Annotated in this window: 21 protein-coding genes; 15 read left to right on the top strand and 6 right to left on the bottom strand. The window is 58.6% G+C overall.

Annotated features, from left to right (window positions below; translation table 11 throughout):
- Window positions 1–18: 18 nt before the first annotated feature.
- Window positions 19–924 carry a LysR family transcriptional regulator gene (locus DDIC_RS11135; RefSeq protein ID WP_168732543.1) on the bottom strand — a complete coding sequence of 302 codons (906 nt, stop codon included), beginning with the start codon at window positions 922–924 and terminating at the stop codon, window positions 19–21.
- 123 nt (window positions 925–1047) lie between these two features.
- On the opposite strand from DDIC_RS11135, the gene DDIC_RS11130 reads away from it, so the two are divergent.
- The 8 genes from DDIC_RS11130 (at window position 1048) to DDIC_RS11095 (ending at window position 7163) form a co-directional block, all read left to right on the top strand.
- Window positions 1048–2016: a DMT family transporter gene (locus DDIC_RS11130; RefSeq protein WP_136400502.1), complete on the top strand. Its 969-nt coding sequence runs from the start codon at window positions 1048–1050 to the stop codon at window positions 2014–2016.
- Window positions 2017–2155: 139 nt separating this feature from the next.
- Entirely contained in the window at window positions 2156–3178 is a 1023-nt protein-coding gene (locus tag DDIC_RS11125; RefSeq protein WP_247647466.1) for an NAD(P)H-dependent amine dehydrogenase family protein, read from the top strand.
- Between the two features lie 133 nt (window positions 3179–3311).
- Complete coding sequence (locus tag DDIC_RS11120; RefSeq protein ID WP_136400500.1) at window positions 3312–3662, top strand: NifB/NifX family molybdenum-iron cluster-binding protein; 351 nt, start codon at window positions 3312–3314, stop codon at window positions 3660–3662.
- A gap of 5 nt (window positions 3663–3667) precedes the next feature.
- On the top strand, window positions 3668–4573 hold the full coding sequence (locus tag DDIC_RS11115; RefSeq protein ID WP_136400499.1) for a 4Fe-4S binding protein: 906 nt from the start codon (window positions 3668–3670) through the stop codon (window positions 4571–4573).
- Window positions 4566–5477, top strand: coding sequence for an ATP-binding protein (locus tag DDIC_RS11110; RefSeq protein WP_136400498.1), 912 nt, complete (start codon window positions 4566–4568; stop codon window positions 5475–5477). Before DDIC_RS11115 ends, DDIC_RS11110 begins: the two co-directional genes overlap by 8 nt.
- A 12-nt stretch (window positions 5478–5489) precedes the next feature.
- Window positions 5490–5867: a NifB/NifX family molybdenum-iron cluster-binding protein gene (locus DDIC_RS11105; RefSeq protein ID WP_136400497.1), complete on the top strand. Its 378-nt coding sequence runs from the start codon at window positions 5490–5492 to the stop codon at window positions 5865–5867.
- 6 nt (window positions 5868–5873) lie between these two features.
- Window positions 5874–6239 carry a response regulator receiver protein gene (locus tag DDIC_RS11100; protein WP_136400496.1) on the top strand — a complete coding sequence of 122 codons (366 nt, stop codon included), beginning with the start codon at window positions 5874–5876 and terminating at the stop codon, window positions 6237–6239.
- Window positions 6240–6455: 216 nt separating this feature from the next.
- Window positions 6456–7163, top strand: coding sequence for a DUF134 domain-containing protein (locus DDIC_RS11095; protein WP_136400495.1), 708 nt, complete (start codon window positions 6456–6458; stop codon window positions 7161–7163).
- Between the two features lie 90 nt (window positions 7164–7253).
- Here the strand turns inward: DDIC_RS11095 and DDIC_RS11090 are convergent, their stop codons facing one another.
- Window positions 7254–8030 (bottom strand): MipA/OmpV family protein, encoded by a 777-nt coding sequence (locus tag DDIC_RS11090; RefSeq protein ID WP_136400494.1) that lies wholly within the window; start codon window positions 8028–8030, stop codon window positions 7254–7256.
- A 184-nt stretch (window positions 8031–8214) separates the two neighbouring features.
- On the opposite strand from DDIC_RS11090, the gene DDIC_RS11085 reads away from it, so the two are divergent.
- Window positions 8215–8757, top strand: coding sequence for a TetR/AcrR family transcriptional regulator (locus tag DDIC_RS11085; RefSeq protein ID WP_168732542.1), 543 nt, complete (start codon window positions 8215–8217; stop codon window positions 8755–8757).
- A gap of 177 nt (window positions 8758–8934) precedes the next feature.
- Here the strand turns inward: DDIC_RS11085 and DDIC_RS11080 are convergent, their stop codons facing one another.
- Both DDIC_RS11080 and purM read right to left on the bottom strand, forming a co-directional pair.
- The gene (locus DDIC_RS11080; RefSeq protein WP_211088876.1) at window positions 8935–9402 is read right to left on the bottom strand and encodes a YccF domain-containing protein; all 468 of its coding nucleotides are present in this window, start codon (window positions 9400–9402) and stop codon (window positions 8935–8937) included.
- Window positions 9403–9456: 54 nt separating this feature from the next.
- Window positions 9457–10515 (bottom strand): phosphoribosylformylglycinamidine cyclo-ligase, encoded by a 1059-nt coding sequence (purM, locus tag DDIC_RS11075; RefSeq protein WP_136400492.1) that lies wholly within the window; start codon window positions 10513–10515, stop codon window positions 9457–9459.
- A gap of 144 nt (window positions 10516–10659) precedes the next feature.
- Between purM and DDIC_RS11070 the strand changes: the two genes are divergently transcribed.
- Genes DDIC_RS11070 through DDIC_RS11055 form a run of 4 tightly spaced genes read left to right on the top strand, consistent with a single transcriptional unit; the run spans window position 10660 to window position 13834 of the window.
- The gene (locus DDIC_RS11070; RefSeq protein ID WP_136400491.1) at window positions 10660–11769 is read left to right on the top strand and encodes a hypothetical protein; all 1110 of its coding nucleotides are present in this window, start codon (window positions 10660–10662) and stop codon (window positions 11767–11769) included.
- Between the two features lies 1 nt (window position 11770).
- The gene (amrS, locus tag DDIC_RS11065; RefSeq protein ID WP_136400490.1) at window positions 11771–12775 is read left to right on the top strand and encodes an AmmeMemoRadiSam system radical SAM enzyme; all 1005 of its coding nucleotides are present in this window, start codon (window positions 11771–11773) and stop codon (window positions 12773–12775) included.
- A complete protein-coding gene (locus DDIC_RS11060; RefSeq protein WP_136400489.1) occupies window positions 12775–13278 on the top strand; it encodes a cob(I)yrinic acid a,c-diamide adenosyltransferase in 504 nt (167 codons plus the stop codon). Before amrS ends, DDIC_RS11060 begins: the two co-directional genes overlap by 1 nt.
- A gap of 40 nt (window positions 13279–13318) precedes the next feature.
- The gene (locus tag DDIC_RS11055; RefSeq protein WP_247647465.1) at window positions 13319–13834 is read left to right on the top strand and encodes a translation initiation factor 2; all 516 of its coding nucleotides are present in this window, start codon (window positions 13319–13321) and stop codon (window positions 13832–13834) included.
- A gap of 159 nt (window positions 13835–13993) precedes the next feature.
- On the opposite strand, the gene DDIC_RS11050 is transcribed toward DDIC_RS11055, so the two are convergent.
- Window positions 13994–14875: a LysR family transcriptional regulator gene (locus DDIC_RS11050; RefSeq protein WP_136400488.1), complete on the bottom strand. Its 882-nt coding sequence runs from the start codon at window positions 14873–14875 to the stop codon at window positions 13994–13996.
- Window positions 14876–15365: 490 nt separating this feature from the next.
- Here DDIC_RS11050 and DDIC_RS11045 point away from each other — a divergent pair, with 490 nt between their 5' ends.
- On the top strand, window positions 15366–17123 hold the full coding sequence (locus DDIC_RS11045; RefSeq protein WP_136400487.1) for a methyl-accepting chemotaxis protein: 1758 nt from the start codon (window positions 15366–15368) through the stop codon (window positions 17121–17123).
- A 611-nt stretch (window positions 17124–17734) separates the two neighbouring features.
- The gene (locus DDIC_RS11040; RefSeq protein WP_168732541.1) at window positions 17735–18649 is read left to right on the top strand and encodes an HD-GYP domain-containing protein; all 915 of its coding nucleotides are present in this window, start codon (window positions 17735–17737) and stop codon (window positions 18647–18649) included.
- Window positions 18650–18703: 54 nt separating this feature from the next.
- On the opposite strand, the gene DDIC_RS11035 is transcribed toward DDIC_RS11040, so the two are convergent.
- Window positions 18704–19399: a BON domain-containing protein gene (locus DDIC_RS11035; protein ID WP_136400485.1), complete on the bottom strand. Its 696-nt coding sequence runs from the start codon at window positions 19397–19399 to the stop codon at window positions 18704–18706.
- Window positions 19400–19457: the final 58 nt, after the last annotated feature.

Below are 19457 nucleotides of genomic sequence, written 5' to 3'. Positions count from 1 at the left end.
GGGCTTTTTGCGTGTCGCTCAGGCCCGAGGACGCAGGTTTTTAAAAAACGGCAGTTGCATAATGAAGTCGCAAAACTGGCGCAGCACCGGGCTGTACACGGCAGTTTTAAGTACTGTGCGCACCTGCGGCAGAGGCGGCAGGCCGCACGTGCCGTCTAGGATGACAAAGCGTCCGTCCATATCCCAGTCGGGCAGAGCAGTTATGCCAAAACCCGCCAGCACTGAGCTGCACAGGCTTTCGTACGAGGCGCTCACATAGGCAAAATCATAGCTTCTGCCTGCGACATTGAGGACTTCCAGCGTGGCGGCGCGCCAGGGGCTGCCCTCGCTGTAGGTGGCCAGCGGCACTGGCGTGGTTGGCGCGAGCGCAATGTGTCCGCCGCTTGCCCAGTGCAGGGGCTGCTGGGCCAATACCTCGAATATGCCCTCGACCGCATGGCTGCTGTCAAAGCGGTACTGGTTGATCAGGCCCACATCCAGGCTGCCGTCCGCCAGCATGCGGTCAATATCCGCAGACATGGCCGAAATAATCCCGCTCTGAAGGTCAGGATTGAGGGCCAGCAGGCGCGCCACAGCTGCCTGCAACTCCACAGTGCTGAAACTTGGCGGAATGCCCACCGTGATGCGCCCCCGCAATTCAGGTTGCCGGGCAGCGCGCAAGACTGCGTCAAAGCGCAGCAGAATATCCTCCAGTTCCGGCAGCAGGCGTTGCCCCGCCGTGGTGAGGCCAAAGGTGTGCCCATTGCCCCTCGCCACCAGTGTACAGTTGAGGTGCGTCTCCAGCCTTTTGACAGACTGCGTCACCGCTGACTGGCTGCGGCAGAGCTGCTCCCCGGCTTTCTGAAAACTGCGGAAATGGGCCACGGCAATAAAAGCCCGCATATGCTCAAGGGTAATGCTGCGCGTGTCTGACGGGAGTTCCATAACTGCTGACCACCTTAAAATAAGACAAGGTAATTTGTTCATGATAAAAATAAATTTTACAAATTATCAAGCCCCCGCCTACTGTGGACGCAATTATATTGCCGCAAAGGTTAGGGGTGAAAAATGGAAAAATCAGCAAGTGTGGAAAGGTCGCTGGAAGCGCACAAGCCAGGATTGGGAAATGGAAGCGCGGGAAACACGGCCCAAAAGCGTCTGAGCTGGCGGCACGTGGCTGTGGGCGTGTGCTTCAGCATTATCTGGAGTTCGGCCTTTGTGGCGGGCAAGATAGTGGTAACGGAAATGGGGCCATTCGTAAGCCTGTTTTACCGTTTTGTGGGTACCGTTTTTGTGCTTGGCTTCTTGTGCGGTAAAAGACTGTGGGGGCCGCATGCGGGCAGGGCGTTGCGGGTGGGATTTGTGCTTGGCCTGCTGAACAACGTGGGCTATCTGGGGCTGAGTTTTTCCGCCCTGCAACTGGTGTCGCCCCCCTGGGTTGTGGTCATTGTGTCCTGCTCGCCCTTTGTCACCCTTATACTTGGCGTTGCTCGCAGGCTGGAATCGTTCAGCGCGGCAAAGTTGCTGGGCTTTGGTTTGTCGCTGGCTGGTATTGTGGTCATGGTGGGTGTGGGCAGGCTTGAGGGCGGGGCCGTGCTGGGCTTGCTGCTGGCTTCAGGGGCAACCGTGGCTTTTTCCGTAGGCGCGGTGCTGTTTCGCGGCAGATACAGCAACATGCCGCTGCTGCCGGTCAATTTTTGGATGTCAGTTTGCGCCATGTTCTTTTTTGCTCCGGCGGGCATGCGTAGCGCGGTGACGCCACTTGCAGTTTCCATTCAGGCCCTGCTGGCGCTTGGCTGGCTAGCAGTGGTGAGCCTGCTGGGCATGGCTCTGTGGCTGTTGCTCATCCGCACGCAAGGGGCGTCAACTGCTGCCGCGTACAATATGCTCAATCCCCTGAGCGGGCTGGCCCTTTCGGTTCTGTTTCTGGGCTTGCCAATCCTGCCCGCCGATGTGGCGGGGTCTGCCGCAATTGTGGCGGGCCTTGCCGTGGCTCTGGCGTGCTGCCATAGAGGCGCTATTTTTTATCATTCGTGACATGCTTGTTTTTTCACAAGCTGGGCGTATGCTGTAGTTGAAAGATAATTTCAGCATAATGAATATCCAAACCAGGAGGAAACTCATGAGCAAATTGCGGATTGCCCAGTATGGTTGTGGAAAGATGTCAAAGTATTCAATGCGATATGTATATGAAAAAGGAGCGGAAATTGTCGCAGCCTTTGACGTCAACCCGGCGGTGGTGGGGCGCGATATCGGTTCCATTCTAGGCGGCCCGGACAGGGGCGTTGTGGTGCGGCACGCGCAAGAGGCTGGCAAGACGCTTGCGGCCCTGAAGCCCGATGCCTGCATCATCACCACCATGAGCCTGATGCGCGACATCATTGAGGCGCTCATGGTCTGCGCTGAAAACGGCGTCAATGCCATCACCACCAATGAGGAAGCCATCTTTCCCATGAATTCGTCGCCCGTGCTCACCCGCGAGGTGGACGCCATGGCCAAAAAGACCGGCTGCACCATTTGCGGCTCGGGCTATCAGGACGTGTTCTGGGGCAACCTGATCGCCACGCTGGCCGGGGCCATGCACAGCATCAGCAAAATAAAGGGCAGCTCCAGCTATAATGTGGAAGACTACGGCATCGCGCTGGCCAAGGTGCACGGCGCTGGCCTTGATCTGCCCGCGTTTGAAAAGGAAATTGCCGCAGCCGACGCCATTTCGTCCGCCGAACGGCAAGCGCTGATCGAGCGGGGCGAGTTTTTGCCGTCCTACATGTGGAACGTCAACGGCTGGCTGGCAGAGCGCCTTGGCCTTACGGTCAAAAGTCAGGTGCAAAAGTGCGTGCCGCAGACCCACGCCACCGAGCTGCATTCCGAGACGCTGGGCATGACCATTCCCGCCGGGCACGCCACGGGCATGTCAGCTGTGGTGACCACCGAAACGCAGGAGGGCATCGTCATTGAAAGCGAGTGCGTGGGCAAGGTCTACGCCCCCGGCGAGGTTGACCGCAACGACTGGACCCTCATGGGCGAGCCGGACACGCAGGTGGTCATTACCCAGCCCGCCACCGTGGAGCTGACCTGCGCCACCATTGTCAACCGCATCCCCGACCTGATCAATGCAAGGCCCGGCTATGTGACCACAGACCTCATGCCAGTCAACAGCTATCGGGTAAAGCCCCTCGACTTTTATGTGAACAGGTAGTTTTTTTCTTCCCCCCCGGCCGCCCATGGCGGTGCAGCCGCCGCATCAGCAAAAACTGGTGCGGCGGCTTTTTTACGCTTGACAATCCAGCCCGCGAGGTTATGCTCGTTTGAGCAAAAACAAGGGAGCACACATGAAAGTTGCCGTTTCAAGTGAAGGGCCGGGGCTGGAATCGCAGGTGGATCCGCGATTTGGCCGGGCTGGCGGTTTTGTCATTGTCGATATGGAAACCATGCAGGCAGACTATGTGGATAACGGCGCATCGCAGGCTGCGGCTCAGGGCGCGGGCATCCAGACGGCGGAGAGACTGGCCGGCCTGGGCGTGCAGGCGGTCATGAGCGGCTATGTGGGGCCCAAGGCCTTTATGGCGCTTAAGGCGGCAGGGCTTGACGTGTACCAGGACATGGAAAACCGCAGCGTTGGCGACGCCGTGCGCTGCCTTGCCGATGGCTCGGTCAGCCCGGCCTCGGCGCCCAACAAGTAGACCCTATGCGCATTGTAATTGCCAGCGGCAAGGGTGGAGCGGGCAAAACCACGGTGACGGCCTGCCTTGCCGGTCAGTGGGCGGGCGAACTGCTGCTTGCGGATGCCGATGTGGAGGCCCCCAACCTGCACCTTTTGCTGCATCCCGACCTTGAGCCGCCGGAACCCGTGTTCCTTGAGGTTCCGGAGCTTGCGGCAGATGTCTGCACGGGCTGCGGGGCGTGCCGCCCCATGTGCGCCTATGGGGCCATAGCCATGCTGGGCGCAAAGCCCGTGTATTTTCAGGATATGTGCCACGGCTGCGGCGGCTGCTTTGCGGTCTGCCCCGAGCATGCCCTGCGCGTGGCCCGGCGTGAGCTGGGTGCGCTGCTGCTGGGCAAGGTCCGGGCTGGAGAGCGGTCTGTGCCTTTTCTTATGGGCCGCACACGCGTGGGCGAGGCCATGACCCCGCCGCTCCTGCGCGCGCAGGAGCGCAAACTTGCCGACCTGCTGCGGGCGCACCCGGCGGATGTGCTTATGGACGCGCCGCCCGGCGTGAGTTGCCCGGCCATGACAGCCGCTCGCGGCGCGGACGCCGTGCTGCTGGTGGCGGAGCCGACGCCTTTCGGGTTTTATGATTTCAAGCTGGCGCACGCTGCCTTTGCACAGCTCGGGCGACCCGTCGCCGTGGTCATGAACCGCGTGGGCATGGAGGGCAACCTGGCTTGCGAGGACGAGCTGCGGGCATGGTGCGCAGGGGCCGGGTTGCCGGTGCTGGCCGAGCTGCCTTTTCAGCGCGAAGCCGCGGAGGCCTACGCGTGCGGTTTGCCGCCCACAGAGGCTCAGGGCGCGACCGGGCGGGAATGGCGGCAGCGTTTTGCCGGATTGGCGGCAAAACTGCGTACTTTTGCGGAGGGCGCGGGCCATGCGTGAAATTGTTGTTGTCAGCGGCAAGGGCGGCACGGGAAAAACCACCGTCTGCGCCGCATTTGCGGCCCTTGCGCATGCGCAGGGGCAAAAGGCCGTGCTCTGCGATCTGGATGTAGATGTGCCCGACATGCACATTTTGCTGGACCCCCAGGTACGGCAGCGCGAGGTTTTTATCTCGGGCAATACGGCCCGCATAAATGCTGCGGCCTGCACGGGCTGCGGGCGTTGCGCCGAGTTGTGCCGGTTTGACGCCGTGCGGCTCGTAGACGGCGCATACACCATTGACGAGTTGGGCTGCGAGGGTTGCGGCGTATGCTACAAGCTTTGCCCGGCGCAGGCTGTGGAATTTCCCGAGCGGCGCTGCGGGGTGTGGTACGTGAGCGATACCCGATTTGGCCCCTTTGTGCACGCCCAGCTTGACCCGGGGCAGGAAAATTCCGGCAGGCTCGTCGCGCTGCTCAAGCGGCAGGCGCGCGACAAGGCTGCCGCCATGGGGGCGGAGTTTGTGCTGTGCGACGGCTCGCCCGGCGTGGGGTGCCCCGTCATCAGCTCGCTTTCGGGCGCGGCGCTGGCCGTGGCGGTGGTGGAACCCACGCCGTCGGGGCGGCACGACTTTGGCCGTGTTGCCGAGCTGTGCGCGCATTTTCGCATTCCTGTAGCGGTGCTTGTCAACAAGTCCGACCTGAATGCCGACGAGACCTCCCGTATCCACGCCATGGCCGCCGAGAGCGGTCACCACCTGCTGGGCGATATGCCCTTCAGCCCGCTGGTGACGCAAGCCATGGTGCGGCGGCACGCACTTACCGAAGAAAATTCAGCCCTTGCCGGGATACTGGCAGCAGCCTGGGAGCGCGTGTGCGCTCTGGCAGCGCAGCCGGAGCGACGGGGCGCAATAAACACTCTGTAAAAGGATGAAATCATGAGCAAGACTATTCTGGCGATTCCCTCGCAGATGCCCGGCGGCATGGATTCCGGCATGGGCATGCACTTTGGTCACTGCGACATTTACACCATTGTCGAGCTGGAAGACGGCAAGGTCGTAGCCCAGTCCACCCTCGAATCTATCCCGCACCAGCAGGGCGGCTGCATGGCCCCGGTGCAGCATCTGGCAGCGCACGGCGTTACTGCGCTGCTGGCGGGCGGTATGGGCATGCGCCCGCTCATGGGTTTTAACCAGATGGGCATAAGCGTGTATTTTGCGGGCAATCAACCCACTGTGGGCGCGGCCGTACAGGCCTTTTGCCAGGGCAAGCTGATAGAATTCACGCCCGAGCACACCTGCGGCGGCGGGCATTAGGCTGCCATGAAGCGCTCCATACTGTTGCAGACAGCGCGTCCCGCCGTATTTGCAGCCTTTGTGGAAGAACTTGAACGGCAGGGCTGCGCCGTTACCCTTGCGCCAGACGCCGCAGCGCGCCAGGCGGACATGCAGCGGCAGACGCCTGCGTTGATTGTGGTTGACGCGGCCTCGCAGGAAGAAGCGCGGCGTGAGGTCATCGGCATCATGCGCGTCAACGCACTGGTGCATACGGCAGTGGTGACGGATATGGCCGAAGATGTCTTTCACGACGCCATGGAGGGCCTGGGCATACTTGCCGCCTTGCCTTCACAGCCCTCGGCTGACGACGCCCGGCGTCTGGCCCATCTGTTGGCGGAGCTTCAGGCGTAAGCAACACGTCCGTATACGTGTCGGAGCCTGAGCGGTCATTTGCTGCGGCGATTTTGCCGCGCCAGCCGTGGTTTGCTGTTGACTGTCGGCCCTGCGGCGTATCGGCACTGTGGGTCGCGATGCGGCCTGTGCCCAAGGCGCACGCCCCACGGCTGGCCTCTTGCGCATGCCCCCTCATTGGCTTATTCTCAAATAAAACCATATTGCTGGGAAATTATGCCAAGACCTTGTCATTGCAGGCGTGTCAGCGCCCTGCCGAAAAACAGCTGTTTTAAACCCGCCGGTATCCCTCTGCACGAACTTGAGGAAGTGGTGCTGTCTCTGGATGGCCTGGAGGCCTTGCGACTTGCCGATTTTGAAGATTTGAACATGGATGAGGCCGCTGCCCGCATGGGAGTTTCGCGGCATACTTTTGGCAGGCTTTTGCGCCGTGCGCGGCGGGGCGTGGCCCAGGCCCTGGTGCTGGGGCAGGCCCTGCGCATTGAGGGCGGGGTTTGCGCTCTGGACTCAGACGCGGAGCCTGAGCCTGCCGCGCCGGGCGGTATGCTTGTGGCTGTGCCCAGTCTGACGCCCGGCGGCCCGGATGCCGCGCCCTGCGGGCACTTTGGCCGATGTCAGCTCTATACCCTCGCCAGGGTGGAAGACGGCAAGATTGCAGAAATCAGCGTGCAGCCCAACCCCATGCATCAGGGGGGCGACTGCGCGGGGCCGGTACAGGCCCTTTTGCGGTTTGGGGTAACCACGCTGCTGGCGGGCGGCATGGGCATGCGCCCCCTGCGGGCTTTGCAGGAGGCAGGCATAGCCGTGTACTACAATGCCAACCTGCCCAGCGTGGCAGACTGTCTCAACGCCTTTGCCGCGGGCAGGCTTGTACCTTTTGGCCCCAGTCATTTGTGTCAGGGGGGGTGCGCCTCCGAGCGGTAGGCCATCGCAGGCTGCGGCAAAAGCCCGCAACGGCCAATCGCCCTGAAAACGCATGGGTTGTCCCCATGGGATCAACCCACTGCGACAGAGTTAAAATGCGTACAAAAAGCCCCCGCTCAGCGAATACTTGTTGCTGTGTTCAACCATGGGGCTGTTGCTCACCTCGTCGCCCAAAAAAAGCGCCTTGCCGTTCACAAAGACACTCCAGCGTTCAGTAAGCCCCAGGCGCATGGTCAGCTCTCCGTATGGGGCCACTGATCCTTCTGGCGAATAGTGGCTCAGACCGCTGGCCTGCGCCTCGCTTTTGCTTACGCCGTAGTAGTAGTCGTTATAGTTTGCATTGGTCCACTGCACGCCCAGAGCCGGAATGATCGACATGTCGACAAGGCGGATCGGGTACGAGTACGAGGCCTCGCCCATCAAGCCGTTGTTTACGCCCAGAGCGTCTGTCGAAAGTGTCGCCGCCAGCACTCCCAGGTCGGTGCGCAGACGATAGTTGATGCCGGCCATGGCTGTGGAATACCTGTCATCCAGTTTTTTGATGGCTGAGCTTTCGCTCCACGATGCATTGAAGTGCTGCGGCAAATACGAAAGCTGCGCATTGAGCTCGTGGTTCTCGTTTTTGAACAGATGCACGCCGCCGCTCAGCCCCCGCAGATACAGCCATTCACCTTCATAGCCCAGCAGGGGCAACGCTGTGCCCAACCGCTCCACGCCCCGGTATTCACTGGTGGAAACTGTCGCGCCAACGCCGAGGTTGAATCCCCACCTGTTGCTGTCGCCCTTGTTTTCCTCTGCCTGCGCGGCAAAGGCCGTAATAAGTATAATGGCTATTGCCGCGACCTGCGGCAGTATCCTTTTGCGCATGATTCCTCCAGTGCAGCCGGGGCTTGCACTTTTTTTGAAAAATGTATAATCGATTGATTACAATAAATGTTAGCGCCGACACTGCAGCCGTGTCAAGGCGCGATAACTGCAAGAGGTCGTAATGATATCCGATCAAAAAAAAGTCGTAGTGCCGCAACAGAAGCGCAATGCTGCAGAAACTCGTATGCGTTTGCTCCAGGCCGCGCGACGGCTCTTTTCCGGAGCCAATTATGTCAGCGTGGGGATTCGGGAAATTGGCGCTGCGGCAGGGGTAAACCCGGCTTTGATCAGCCGCTATTTTGGTTCAAAGCGCAATCTCTTTCTTGAGGTGGCGGCCTTGCTCAACGAGGAGGGCAACGCGGCCCTGCCCGACGCGCCGCCGCTGGAAAGGACCACCCTGGCCATGAACAGCATACTGAGCGACGGCGCACAGAGCGCCTGGGTGACGGATTTTCGCATCACGGCGCTTTCTGCGCTGGACCCCAATGTGTCCGATGTGATGGCGCAAACCTACGACGCCGTACGCGAGCAGATCATGGCCATACTGCCGGGCGAGCAGCGGGCCGCGCGGGCCGAGCTGATACTGGCGCAGCTGATGGGGGCCGCCCTGGTGGTCAACCTGCTGCGCGGCAAAAACTCGCCAGCGATTGATGTGGAATATATGAAGCGGTTTTACGCCCGCCAGATGGCGGAGCTGTTTGGGGACAATACCGACAGACAGGCGTGAGCCGTATGCCGGACTGGCGCATGCGGTCAACGTGTCCCCTGACGCGGCCCCTGACGCGGCCCGACATGGACAATGGCGGCGCGGCTATGCCAGTACACAAATGCCTGCTCGGCGGCTGCCAGCCTCAACTACAGCCCAGCTTGGGCAATCGGCTGCGCAAGGGCCCTTAGCGGCAACCTAAAAGCGCCCCTCGCGAAATCCGCGCTCAGCGGCGGCACGCTCAGCGGCATCGGCAAGCGGGGCAGGCACAATGGTTTTGCCAATGGGGCAAAGTGCCAGAGCCGCAAGCTTTACATGCTGCCATGCAAAGGGAATGCCAATAATGGTGACCGCGCACATGGCGGCGGAAATCAGATGCCCCATGGCAATCCATACGCCAGCCAGCACAAGCCATATTATGTTGCCTACCGTGCCCCAGGGGCCGGTGCCCACATCCTGAAAGCCTGTGAGCACGTCACGCGCCACGGGCATTTTGCCAAAAGGAAAAAAGGCAAAGCTGCCCATGACAAAGCAGGCTTTGCCCCAGGGTATGCCCACTATGGAAATAAAGCAGAGCAGCCCGTAGAGCCACCACACAAGCCCCATGACAATGCCGCCGCATAAAAACCAGATGACGTTGCCAAGGCAGCTGATTGTGCTGTTCATAAGGTGCTCCTGATGGAAAGGGCCGCGCGGTTGTTCCGTGCGGCCCGTGTTTGGCTAGAAGTTGATGATGACCTGTTCCTGCGCGTCATCCTTGGCGCGGCGGGCTATGTCGCCTATGCACCAGGCCCGCAGCTTGAAGGCCTGGATGCGGTTGATCGCTTCCTCGGCCTGATCGGCAGGCACCACCAGCACAAAGCCGATGCCGCCGTTGAATATCTGCAAAATTTCCGGCCAGCTGAGGTCGCCCGTTTCTTTGAGCCAGTTGAAGACCTGGGGCATTTGCCAGCTGCCAAAATTGATGCGCGCCTCCACCTGCGAGGGCAGTACACGGGGGATATTGTCGTAAAAACCGCCGCCCGTGATGTGGGCCATGCCTTTTACGTTCATGTCGCGCAGCAGGGGACGCACGGCTTCCACGTAAATGGTGGTGGGGGTCAGCAGCACGTCGCCCACGGTTGCTCCGTCCCCGCCGGGGAAGGGGTCGGTAAAGGCCAGGCCGCTCTGGTCAAGTACCTTGCGGGCCAGCGAATAACCGTTGGAATGCAGGCCCGACGAGGCGATGCCGATGATCTTGTCGCCCACCTGAATGCCCGAGCCGTCGATAAGCTTGGCATTGTCCACAATGCCTACGCAAAAACCGGCCAGATCGTATTCGCCCGGCGCGTACATGTCGGGCATTTCAGCGGTTTCGCCGCCGAGCAGGGCGCATGCGGCCTGACGGCAGCCCTCGGCCACGCCGCCGATGACGGTCTGGGCCGTGTCGACATCAAGCTTGCCGGTTGCAAAATAGTCGAGAAAAAACAGGGGGGTGGCGCCCTGGACCAAAATGTCGTTGACACTCATGGCCACAAGGTCGATGCCCACGGTATCATGCTTGTTGCAGGCAAAAGCCACTTTGAGCTTGGTTCCCACACCATCGGTGGAAGAAACCAGCACAGGCTCGGTCATGCCGTTGAGGTCAGGCCGGAACAGGCCGCCGAAGCCGCCAATATCGGAAATGACGCCTCTGGTCTGCGTGCTCTGAACCATGCCTTTGATGCGAGAAACCAGTGAGTTTCCCGCCTCAATATCAACGCCTGCCTGGGTGTAGGCTTTTGCGCGGTCGCTGGACATCCGTTGCCTCCTTTGAATCTGCGCTACATAACACAGGTTCGGCCAAACCCCAAGCGACTTTTTAAGGCCGTCCCCGCGTGTTTTTTCATAGACCGGCTGTGCCGCCGCTGCTAGGATAAAGCCGGAGGGGTAAGGAGCGTAGCCATGCGTGGATACATCTGTCTGAGCTTTTTCTGCGCCGTACTGACGTTCGTTTCTCCCGCCGCGCCCAGCGCGGCAGAAAACGCGCCAGAAAACGCGGCGGAATACCGCGCGCCTGTCACCAGCGCAAAGCTGGGGCCTGTCTCGCCTGGCCAGCCCGCGCAATCGGGCGCGGCAGGAGCCGCAGGGCCTGCCGCCGGGGTGTCTGGACAGGCCCGGACCAGCTCGCCCCAACCGCAGACGGCGGGGCAACCCACGGGGCAAGGCCAGCCCGGACAATCCGCCCCCGGCCAAAACGCCTCGGGACAAAACGGGTTGGGCCAATATGCGCCCGGGCAAACCGCGCCCGGCCAGCCAACGCCATGGCCCGCGTCCTCCCCGTCCGGAACCATGATGCCCTATTCCGCACTGGGAGCGCTGCCGCCCGCATCTGACCCCGCAAGTTTCCCGTCCGCAGCCCCGGCTGCCAACCCTGCCGACAATCCGGTCGCCAATCCGGCCGCAAATCCGGTCGCCAATCCGGCCGCCAGCGCCCCGGTAAATCCCGCGGCTGGTTTTGCACCGCCGCCATTGCCGCCAGCTGGCTATGTCCCCGGCTATGCGCCGCCTCCGGGCTATGCGCCAGGCCCTTATCCGCCAGCCGCCGCTTTTGACGCTCAGGGGCAGGGAGGCGATGTCGTCTACGGCACTGGGCAGCTGCAGGGAAACAATTTTGACGACAGGGGCAGCGTCAGCCAGTACCGCGATCCGCTGACCGGCGACATCGTCACCTCTGTGGTGCCGCCCAGCCAGCAGGACCAGCCGGACTACGGAACCATTTTTGTGGCCCCGCAAATCTACCCCAACGGCAGGCCCTGGGGCCCCAGCCCCTACGGCCCCATGCCGCGTCCCGGCCAGCCCTACGTTTCGCCCTCTGTCACCTGGCAACCCGGCATGCCTGCCGACAAGCACCGGCATCGCCATGACGACAGGCGGCATGAGGAGCGAGGCTACGACGACGGGTACGGGCGGCGCAGCGGCGACAGGTACGATACCCGCCCTGGCCCTCAGGGCAATGCACCCTATGACCAGCGCGATGCGGACAGAAGCCGCGATGGAAGGGAGAGACGCTAGCATGCTTGCCGCGCTATGGGATTCTCAGCCTGATGGATCAGTTGCGTGCCGCCTGTGCGCCCACCGTTGCCGGTTGCGCAAGGGGGCCAAGGGCATTTGCGGTGTACGCGTCAACCTGCGGGGCGAGCTTGTTTCGCTGGTCAGCAGGGTTGTCACTGCTGTGGGCATGGACCCTGTGGAAAAAAAGCCCCTGTACCATTTTTTGCCCGGCAGCCAGATTTTTTCCGTGGGCAGCGCGGGGTGCAATTTTTCGTGCAAATTCTGCCAGAACAACAGCATAGCGCATGTGCCGGAAAACGGCATAGTGCCCGGCAAGCGCGCTGCGCCCGAGGATCTGCTGGCGCTGGCCCTCACCAATCATGCCCAGAGCATGGCCTTTACCTACAACGAGCCGACGGTTTTTTTTGAGCTGCTGTACGAAACAGCGGGCATTGCGGCCAAAAAGGGCATACGCAGCGTGCTTGTCACCAACGGTTACATGTCCAAGGACTGCCTTTCTGCGCTGGGCCGGTGCATCTGCGCCGCCAATGTGGATTTAAAATCCTTCAGCGAGGACTTTTACCGCAAATATTGCGGAGCCCACCTGCAGCCTGTGCTTGAAAACCTCAAGGCCATAAAAAAACTTGGCTGGTGGCTTGAGGTCACAACCCTGGTTATACCGGGCGTCAACGACAGTCCCGCCGAGCTGGCGGATCTGGCGGCATTTATTCGGGACGAACTGGGGCCGGAAACCCCCTGGCATGTCTCTGGTTTTCACGGCGCGCATCTCATGGCAAACCATCCCGACACGCCGCTGGCTACACTTGAGGCGAGCCGCAACATCGGGCGGCAGGCCGGGTTGCAGCACGTATATATCGGCAACGCCCGCAGCGCCCTGGGCAGCAACACCTTTTGCCCCTCGTGCGGAGCTGTGGTTATTGAGCGGGATGCCTACGCAACGCGGCTGCACGGCGTGGGCGGCAAATGCCCCTCGTGCGGCGAGCAGATTCCGGGAGTCTGGAAATAATGATTCTTGTGTACACGGGCGACGGCAAGGGAAAAACCAGCGCCTGCGTGGGGCAGGCCGTACGCGCCATGGGGCAGGGCCTGAGCGTGGCCTTTGGGCAGTTTATGAAGCGTGATGGGCAGGCGGGCGAGCAGGCCATGCTTGCCAAACTGCTGGACGGGCGGTTTTTTGCGGGGGGGCTTGGCTTTTTGCGCAACGATGCGGACCGCCCCGCGCACCGCGAGGCCGCCCTGAGCGTGGTTGCATGGGCGCAGGTACAGCTTGAACAGGTGGACATGCTGGTGCTGGATGAAACCCTGTATGCGCTCAGCGCGGGCATTCTCGAGCAGCAGGAGCTGGAACAGATTATGGCGCTTGCCCGCGCCAGCAACCGTCATCTGGTTCTCTCCGGCCGCAATGCTCCCCACTGGCTGGTGGAGTCGGCCGACCTTGTGACCTCCATGACGGAAATCAAGCACCCTTGGCGCACGGGCGTAAAGGCTGCGCCAGGCATAGAATTTTAATCGCAATCCGGGTTCATTTCATTGCTGTAAAGGATGTTGCATGGCTGCGTTGACCATCTATGTTGCAGGGTCTTTCAAACACAAGCACGGCGTGCGACTGTTGGGGCGCGAGCTGCGGAGCATGGGCTGCCGGATGCTGGACTGGACGGACAAGGCCGTTCCCCCTCCGGGGTTGACCCCGGCGGAACGACGTATCTGGATGGATACCGACCGCGACGGCGGCGAGGTGTACGCCTTTTGTCGCCACGCCTGCCTGACCGCCGATCTGGTCATCTATTACGGCGCTTCCGGGCAGGACGCGGGTGTTGAGGTGGGGCTGGCCGTCGGGGCCGGAGTGCCCGTGCTGGGCATTCGCGGGCCGCTGGAGGGGCCGGGGCTCATGCTGCACGGCGCGGCGAGCGCTTGGGTGGACAGTGTTGAGGAAGCGCTGGATACGGTGGCCGCGCTGTTGGCCTATGCCGAGAGCGGCTGGCAAAACTTTGAAGAGCAGGCGAACCCTGTACTGCTGCGACTGGGTGAAAAACTGCGGGCACACAGCTGGCCCAGGGAGCGGTAGCCCTCTCGTTGCATTTTTTTTGTCGTGTCTATTGCCCTGCCGGGAGCGCCTTTTCAGAGGCCCCGGCGGGGCTGTTTTTTTGCCCATGTCATGGGCCTCTGTGCGCGGAAACTGGTGGAAAAGCTTTTTGCAGCGACCATAACCGCCCGATACATAGAACTATCTGCTACGAAACTGTTCCTGTACTTTTGCAACAAGGTCAAGAATTTCAACCCTGGTTTCATTTTTTCGTATATAGCACGATATATCAAAGAAATCTTTATTGCTGTGGATAGGTACGTATACGTATCCAGGGACAATTGAATTGACGATGTTTCTTGGAAAAATACCCACGCAAGCTCCAGCGGAAATTGTCGCGAGCGCCGCTATATATCCATTTGCCTGAAAAGTGATGTTGGGTGTAAATCCGGATTTTTTGCAGAGCTTTACTATATTGTTGCTGTATGCAGGAAATGATTTTTCGGACAGTGCGACAAAGGGATCGTTTTTAAGTTCATCCAGGCTGATCATCTTTTTGCCTGAGAGCCTGTGAGATGCAGGGATGACGGCAAACAGCTCTGCCTTGTTCAGAATAATCTGCTCCAACCCCATCTTGCTGCCAGTGTTTAGGCTCCTCGCTATCGAAATATCAATGTACTTGTTTGCCAGTGCAAGGAATTGACGCTTTTCGGAAAGCTCATGAAACCTGATATAATCCATGCGGTAATTGCTGTATCGTAGTTGTTCAATGAAATCGAATATGAGAACGCTCGGGCAAAAACCAATATTTATTATATTGCTTTCATATGGAGCTTTTAACTCTGCAACAACATCGTGAAGTGTTGAAACAATGCGCGTTGCTTGCGTATAAAAATTTTTTCCAGCTCCTGTAAGAACCATACCGTTTTTTGTTCTTGAAAATAGCGGTACGCCAACAATGCTTTCTATTTCTTGTATAATTCTTGTTACCGATGGTTGGGAGAGGTGCAGTTGGTTGGATGCCTTTGAGATGCTCCTTGTCGATGCAACCATCATTAACGTTTTAAGATGCTTAATTTCCATGGCCGTACCTAATGCATCAAGGGCAAATTTGTTCTGTTGGTGGAATCTTTAGACACAGTAATCATTTAATTTGAAATGGTATTGCTCGGTGTTTGTTTTGACTTTAAAGATTTTTTTCACTGTGCCAATATATTATTGCATAATGGTTTTTGTATGGTAGCATAACTTATTTTTGTCAATAAATCAATATAAATTCAAGTATTTGCTGAGTGCATGCAGTATGCAAAAATAATATTTTACCCATCCTTGCTGGTAACCTACTAAAATAGAGTAATGGCAGATGAATGTCGCCGGATAGTATAGCAACTATTGAACGCGCGTAAATTGTACGCACAATACGTACTGTCTGCGGGATTTTGGAGCTGCTGAATTGAGATGTGCACGCCAACAATCTGATTGGCATCTGCAAATACTCAAAGATTGCTTTTGCGGAAAAGTTAGCATGTTTTGATTGACGACAAATAACATTCACGTATGGCGGAGACAAAAGATGCGTTTATCAACAAAGCTTATCATGTCTTTTGCTGGCATGATAATTGTTATTGTGGCTATTTCTGCAGCTTCAATGTTCAGCACTTCCCGGATGAATGAAAGTATTGATGATGTTGATAAAGCATATATTCCAGCTGTTATAGCTGTTGGAACTATGCATTTGAATTTTTGGGAAGTCAGGACAAATTTGACAACCATGTTGCTTAAACGCAATGAGTCGGCTGCTGAAACGTATGGCTCACGTATTAAAGAATCACTGCAAGAGATAGCTGACGGTCAACGTAAGTATTTAAAATATACTGAACTGTTTGATAGAGATACTGCAGTCAAGGCAAAAAATCTTTTACGCCAGATTGATGAAATTTCTGCAAGTATGGGCACAGTGAGAAAAAATGCGACAAAGCTTGTCGCGGAGGGAAAATTTGACGAGGCCACAGCGCTGTTTGATGCCAACTATAGTCCGCAGTTTCGCAAGCTTGCGCCTGTGTATGAAGAGCTCGTCAATCTGACGGCCGCGAGCAGCAAGGAGAACATGCAAGAGGCCATAACGCTTGGAGCCATGGCCAAAAATACCGGCCTTATCCTCAGCCTGGTCGCGATTGTTATCAGCGTGGTGATTACGTACGTGCTGACGCGCAGCGTGATGCGCCAGCTGGGCAAAGACCCTGGCGTGCTGAACACCATTGCCCGCCGGGTTGTGGACGGCGATTACGACATCGCCGACGGCAGCAGCCGGGCTGGCGTCTACGGTTCCATAGTCTCGATGGTGGAAGCGTTGAAAGCTAATATGGAAAAAGCTCAGGCCGAATCCGTCAAGGCCCATGATCAGGCCGTCAAGGCCACCGAAGCCATGCGCAATGCCGAAAAAGCGGAAAACAATGCTCAGGCAAAAACGTCGGCCATGTTGACGGCGGCCGCCCAGCTGGAGGAGGTCGCCCATGCGGTCAGCTCGGCCTCGACGCAGCTCTCGGCTCAGATAGAGCAGGCCGACAGGGGCGCTTTGCAAACCGCGCAACGCCTGGGCGAGGCTGCCACAGCCATGAACGAAATGAACGCTACCGTGCAGGAAGTTGCTAAAAATGCCGGCGCGGCCTCCTCTGCCTCTGCGGAAACCAAGGCAAAAGCCGAGCATGGGGCCACTATCGTGGGCAGCTCGCTGCAGAGCATCCAGCTGGTGCATCAGCTTTCAATGGAGCTCAAGGACGACATGGCGCAGCTCGACAGCCACGCGCAGGATGTCTCGCAGATCATGACCGTTATCTCGGACATTGCCGATCAAACCAACCTGCTGGCGCTTAACGCCGCCATTGAAGCCGCGCGCGCTGGCGAGGCAGGACGAGGCTTTGCCGTTGTTGCCGACGAGGTGCGCAAACTGGCCGAAAAGACCATGGCCTCAACCATTGATGTGGGGCGCGTGATCAGAGCTATTCAGGAAAGTACCTCCAAGAGCCGCGTATCCATGGATAACGCCGTTGAGCAGGTCAACACCGCCACGGAGAGCGCCAGTCTGTCGGGTCAGGCTCTGAGCGAAATTGTGGTCACGGCCGAGGTTACAGCGGATCAGGCCAATGCCATCGCCACCGCCAGTGAAGAGCAGTCTGCCGCCAGCGAAGAAATTAATCATACAATTATCGAGGTAAACGACATGTCGCGCCAGACCGCCGAGGCCATGGCCGAGGCCGCCAAGGCAGTGAGCGATCTTGCGGTTCAGGCTGGCAAGCTTGCAACCCTTATTGCTGAGATGCGCAACGGCTAGCCGGGCGAAGAGCTGGCGCGGGAGAGCGCTGTTCTGCACGACAGTCTGCGCCCGGCAGTAGTCTGTCGCGGCAAGGGCCTGTTGCGTCAGTGTTCCGCTGGGTGCCCATCAATGCCCACCCGCAATGCTTTCGGCGCGGGGCTGCGGGCGCATTGCCGTAGGATGCCCTCTGCTGGCGAAGTGTAAAACCAGAGCAGTTTGATAATAACCCTTAGTGCAGGAACAATGGATGTGAAAAAAAGGAAAGGGTAACGAATCCTGCAGGACTAGGTGTGGTACATATGGAGTCAGTTTTTCTTTACGATTTGCTTTCGGGGTTTTCACGGGCCCTGGGTCTTGCGTACCATGATTTGAGAGGCCACAATGTACGTGTAGCCTATCTGACGCAGCTGTTGGCAAATTTTTGTGGGATGGAGCCGCAGGAACGAAGATATCTGCTTGTAGCAACAATGTTGCACGAGATAGGCACTATTCCTAAAAAGAACGGATTGACAAATATAGTTTTTGAAAAAGAAGATTATTGCATTGCAGGATGGGCGTTTTGCAGAACGGCAAAACTGCCCGAAGCTGTTTGCAATATGGTGCTGCTGCGCAAAACCCCGTGGCGGGCCATGGGTGCCATAGACGACAACGCTCTGGCTGCAAATTGCATTTATCTTGCAGATTTTATTGACGCTCAGGCGCAGGAGCAACCAGAATTGCCATTTGCCGAATGGGCAGCGGCAGCAGCAGCGGAAGAAACTGCTGGCAGTTTTTCCCCCGCTGGCCTCAAGGCTCTGGCCCAAATCTCCCTGCGCAGTGATCTGACCGACCGGTATCCGTCACACAGCGCCATGGAAGCCTATCTTGTCAACACGGCTGGCAACGGAATTCTTTCCATAGAAAACCTGCTGACTTTGTGCGACCTGTTTTCGCAAATTATTGACTCCAAAAGCCCGTTTACGGCAACGCATTCGCACGGCGTCGCCCGTACAGCCCAGGCAATTCTCATGCAGACGGGGCTGGCCTCGGATGAAGACGGCCTGACAATTTATATGGCGGGGCTGCTGCATGACATCGGCAAACTGGCCGTGTCCGTGGATATACTTGAAAAGGCGGGGCCGCTCTCGAATCTGGAACGGCAAGAAATAAAAGAACATGCAAAGATAGGCGTGGATCTGCTCAGGACAATACCGGGCTTTCGCTGCGTGTGCGACTGGGGCGGCATGCACCACGAAAGGCTGGACGGCGGGGGGTACCCCTACGGACTGGGGGCGGAGAAGCTATCGTTGCCCATGCGTGTCATGGCGGTTGCCGACGTTTTTACGGCAATGACGGAAAACCGTCCGTACCGGCCTGGCATGGAGCTTTCAAGCGTGCTGGAGTGCATGTCGTCCATGGCGGCTGCCCGCCAGCTGGACGGGGACGTTGTTGATCTGGTTACGCAAAATGCGTTGCAGATTAACAAGGTAAGGTCCAGCGCACAGCGTGATGCGGCGGCAAAATTTCTTTCCATGCGCAAGCTGTGCTGCTGGACCTTACCGTAAGTACTGCCAGCTATGGGGCAATATTGGCCGGTCGCTTTTTTGCGTGCAATACGCCTAGGGCAGATCGCGCGACTCTACGCCGCCAGCTGGGCTGGCCGGGCTTGAACTGCCCGCGCCGCCGGAGACAGGGGTGCTGCCGCCTGCGGGTTCGGTGCTTCCGTCCATGGGGCTGACGCCAGCGGCGTGCTCCGGACGCATGTTGTCAAGCTGGCCCGCCTTCTGGGGCAGCATAAGATAGCTTGTAACGCCGGTTACACCGGCCACGCCGCGAGCCGCCTGAATGGCGATCTGCTTTTCCGATTCATCCTTCACCACGCCCAGCAAAACCACGCGCCCGGAGTTTACCTCTGTCTCTATGCGTGTGGACGAAAGGCCCTTGGTGCTGATGAGGTCCTTGCGCAGCTTGGTGGCCAGCACAAAATTGCTGGTGTCGCTGGCGGCAGGGGTGAACCAGTGCGTAGTGACCGAGCGCGGCTTGTAGCGGTTGGCTATGGTCACAGCCTTGCCCTGCATGTGTTCGGGCACTTCGCCTACCAAGAATACATGTCCGTAGAAGCTGTAAACAGCCACCGACCACCCGCCGGAAAAGCTCTCGTCCAGCAGGGCGGTTTTTATTTTGGCGGAGAGTTCTTTGTCGTCCGACATGGTTCCCATCAGACGCTGATCGTCGTAGATGCCGTAGCCGGAATATGCGCAGCCGTTGAGCAGTGTGACGCAAAGCAGCAGCATAAAAAGCGCCAGTCGTTTCATGGAATCCTCCTGAGGCCCGCGTAGCGGGCAAAACTTCATTCATCAGGCAGGGAACCCC

The organism is Desulfovibrio desulfuricans (assembly GCF_004801255.1).
Lineage (GTDB): Bacteria > Desulfobacterota > Desulfovibrionia > Desulfovibrionales > Desulfovibrionaceae > Desulfovibrio > Desulfovibrio desulfuricans_C.
This window is presented reverse-complemented; position numbering and strand designations above follow the sequence as displayed.

Coding starts and splice junctions, on each gene's coding strand:
- DDIC_RS11060 (WP_136400489.1), top strand. CDS start 12,775: ATGATTCTTGTGTACACGGGCGACGGCAAGGGAAAAACCAGCGCCTGC.
- DDIC_RS11115 (WP_136400499.1), top strand. CDS start 3,668: ATGCGCATTGTAATTGCCAGCGGCAAGGGTGGAGCGGGCAAAACCACG.
- DDIC_RS11095 (WP_136400495.1), top strand. CDS start 6,456: ATGCCAAGACCTTGTCATTGCAGGCGTGTCAGCGCCCTGCCGAAAAAC.
- DDIC_RS11120 (WP_136400500.1), top strand. CDS start 3,312: ATGAAAGTTGCCGTTTCAAGTGAAGGGCCGGGGCTGGAATCGCAGGTG.
- DDIC_RS11085 (WP_168732542.1), top strand. CDS start 8,215: ATGCGTTTGCTCCAGGCCGCGCGACGGCTCTTTTCCGGAGCCAATTAT.
- DDIC_RS11070 (WP_136400491.1), top strand. CDS start 10,660: ATGCGTGGATACATCTGTCTGAGCTTTTTCTGCGCCGTACTGACGTTC.
- DDIC_RS11035 (WP_136400485.1), bottom strand. CDS start 19,399: ATGAAACGACTGGCGCTTTTTATGCTGCTGCTTTGCGTCACACTGCTC.
- DDIC_RS11100 (WP_136400496.1), top strand. CDS start 5,874: ATGAAGCGCTCCATACTGTTGCAGACAGCGCGTCCCGCCGTATTTGCA.
- DDIC_RS11105 (WP_136400497.1), top strand. CDS start 5,490: ATGAGCAAGACTATTCTGGCGATTCCCTCGCAGATGCCCGGCGGCATG.
- DDIC_RS11080 (WP_211088876.1), bottom strand. CDS start 9,402: ATGAACAGCACAATCAGCTGCCTTGGCAACGTCATCTGGTTTTTATGC.
- DDIC_RS11110 (WP_136400498.1), top strand. CDS start 4,566: ATGCGTGAAATTGTTGTTGTCAGCGGCAAGGGCGGCACGGGAAAAACC.
- DDIC_RS11135 (WP_168732543.1), bottom strand. CDS start 924: ATGGAACTCCCGTCAGACACGCGCAGCATTACCCTTGAGCATATGCGG.
- DDIC_RS11055 (WP_247647465.1), top strand. CDS start 13,319: ATGGCTGCGTTGACCATCTATGTTGCAGGGTCTTTCAAACACAAGCAC.
- DDIC_RS11050 (WP_136400488.1), bottom strand. CDS start 14,875: ATGGAAATTAAGCATCTTAAAACGTTAATGATGGTTGCATCGACAAGG.
- DDIC_RS11040 (WP_168732541.1), top strand. CDS start 17,735: ATGGGTGCCATAGACGACAACGCTCTGGCTGCAAATTGCATTTATCTT.
- DDIC_RS11125 (WP_247647466.1), top strand. CDS start 2,156: ATGCGATATGTATATGAAAAAGGAGCGGAAATTGTCGCAGCCTTTGAC.
- DDIC_RS11130 (WP_136400502.1), top strand. CDS start 1,048: ATGGAAAAATCAGCAAGTGTGGAAAGGTCGCTGGAAGCGCACAAGCCA.
- amrS (WP_136400490.1), top strand. CDS start 11,771: ATGCTTGCCGCGCTATGGGATTCTCAGCCTGATGGATCAGTTGCGTGC.
- purM (WP_136400492.1), bottom strand. CDS start 10,515: ATGTCCAGCGACCGCGCAAAAGCCTACACCCAGGCAGGCGTTGATATT.
- DDIC_RS11045 (WP_136400487.1), top strand. CDS start 15,366: ATGCGTTTATCAACAAAGCTTATCATGTCTTTTGCTGGCATGATAATT.
- DDIC_RS11090 (WP_136400494.1), bottom strand. CDS start 8,030: ATGCGCAAAAGGATACTGCCGCAGGTCGCGGCAATAGCCATTATACTT.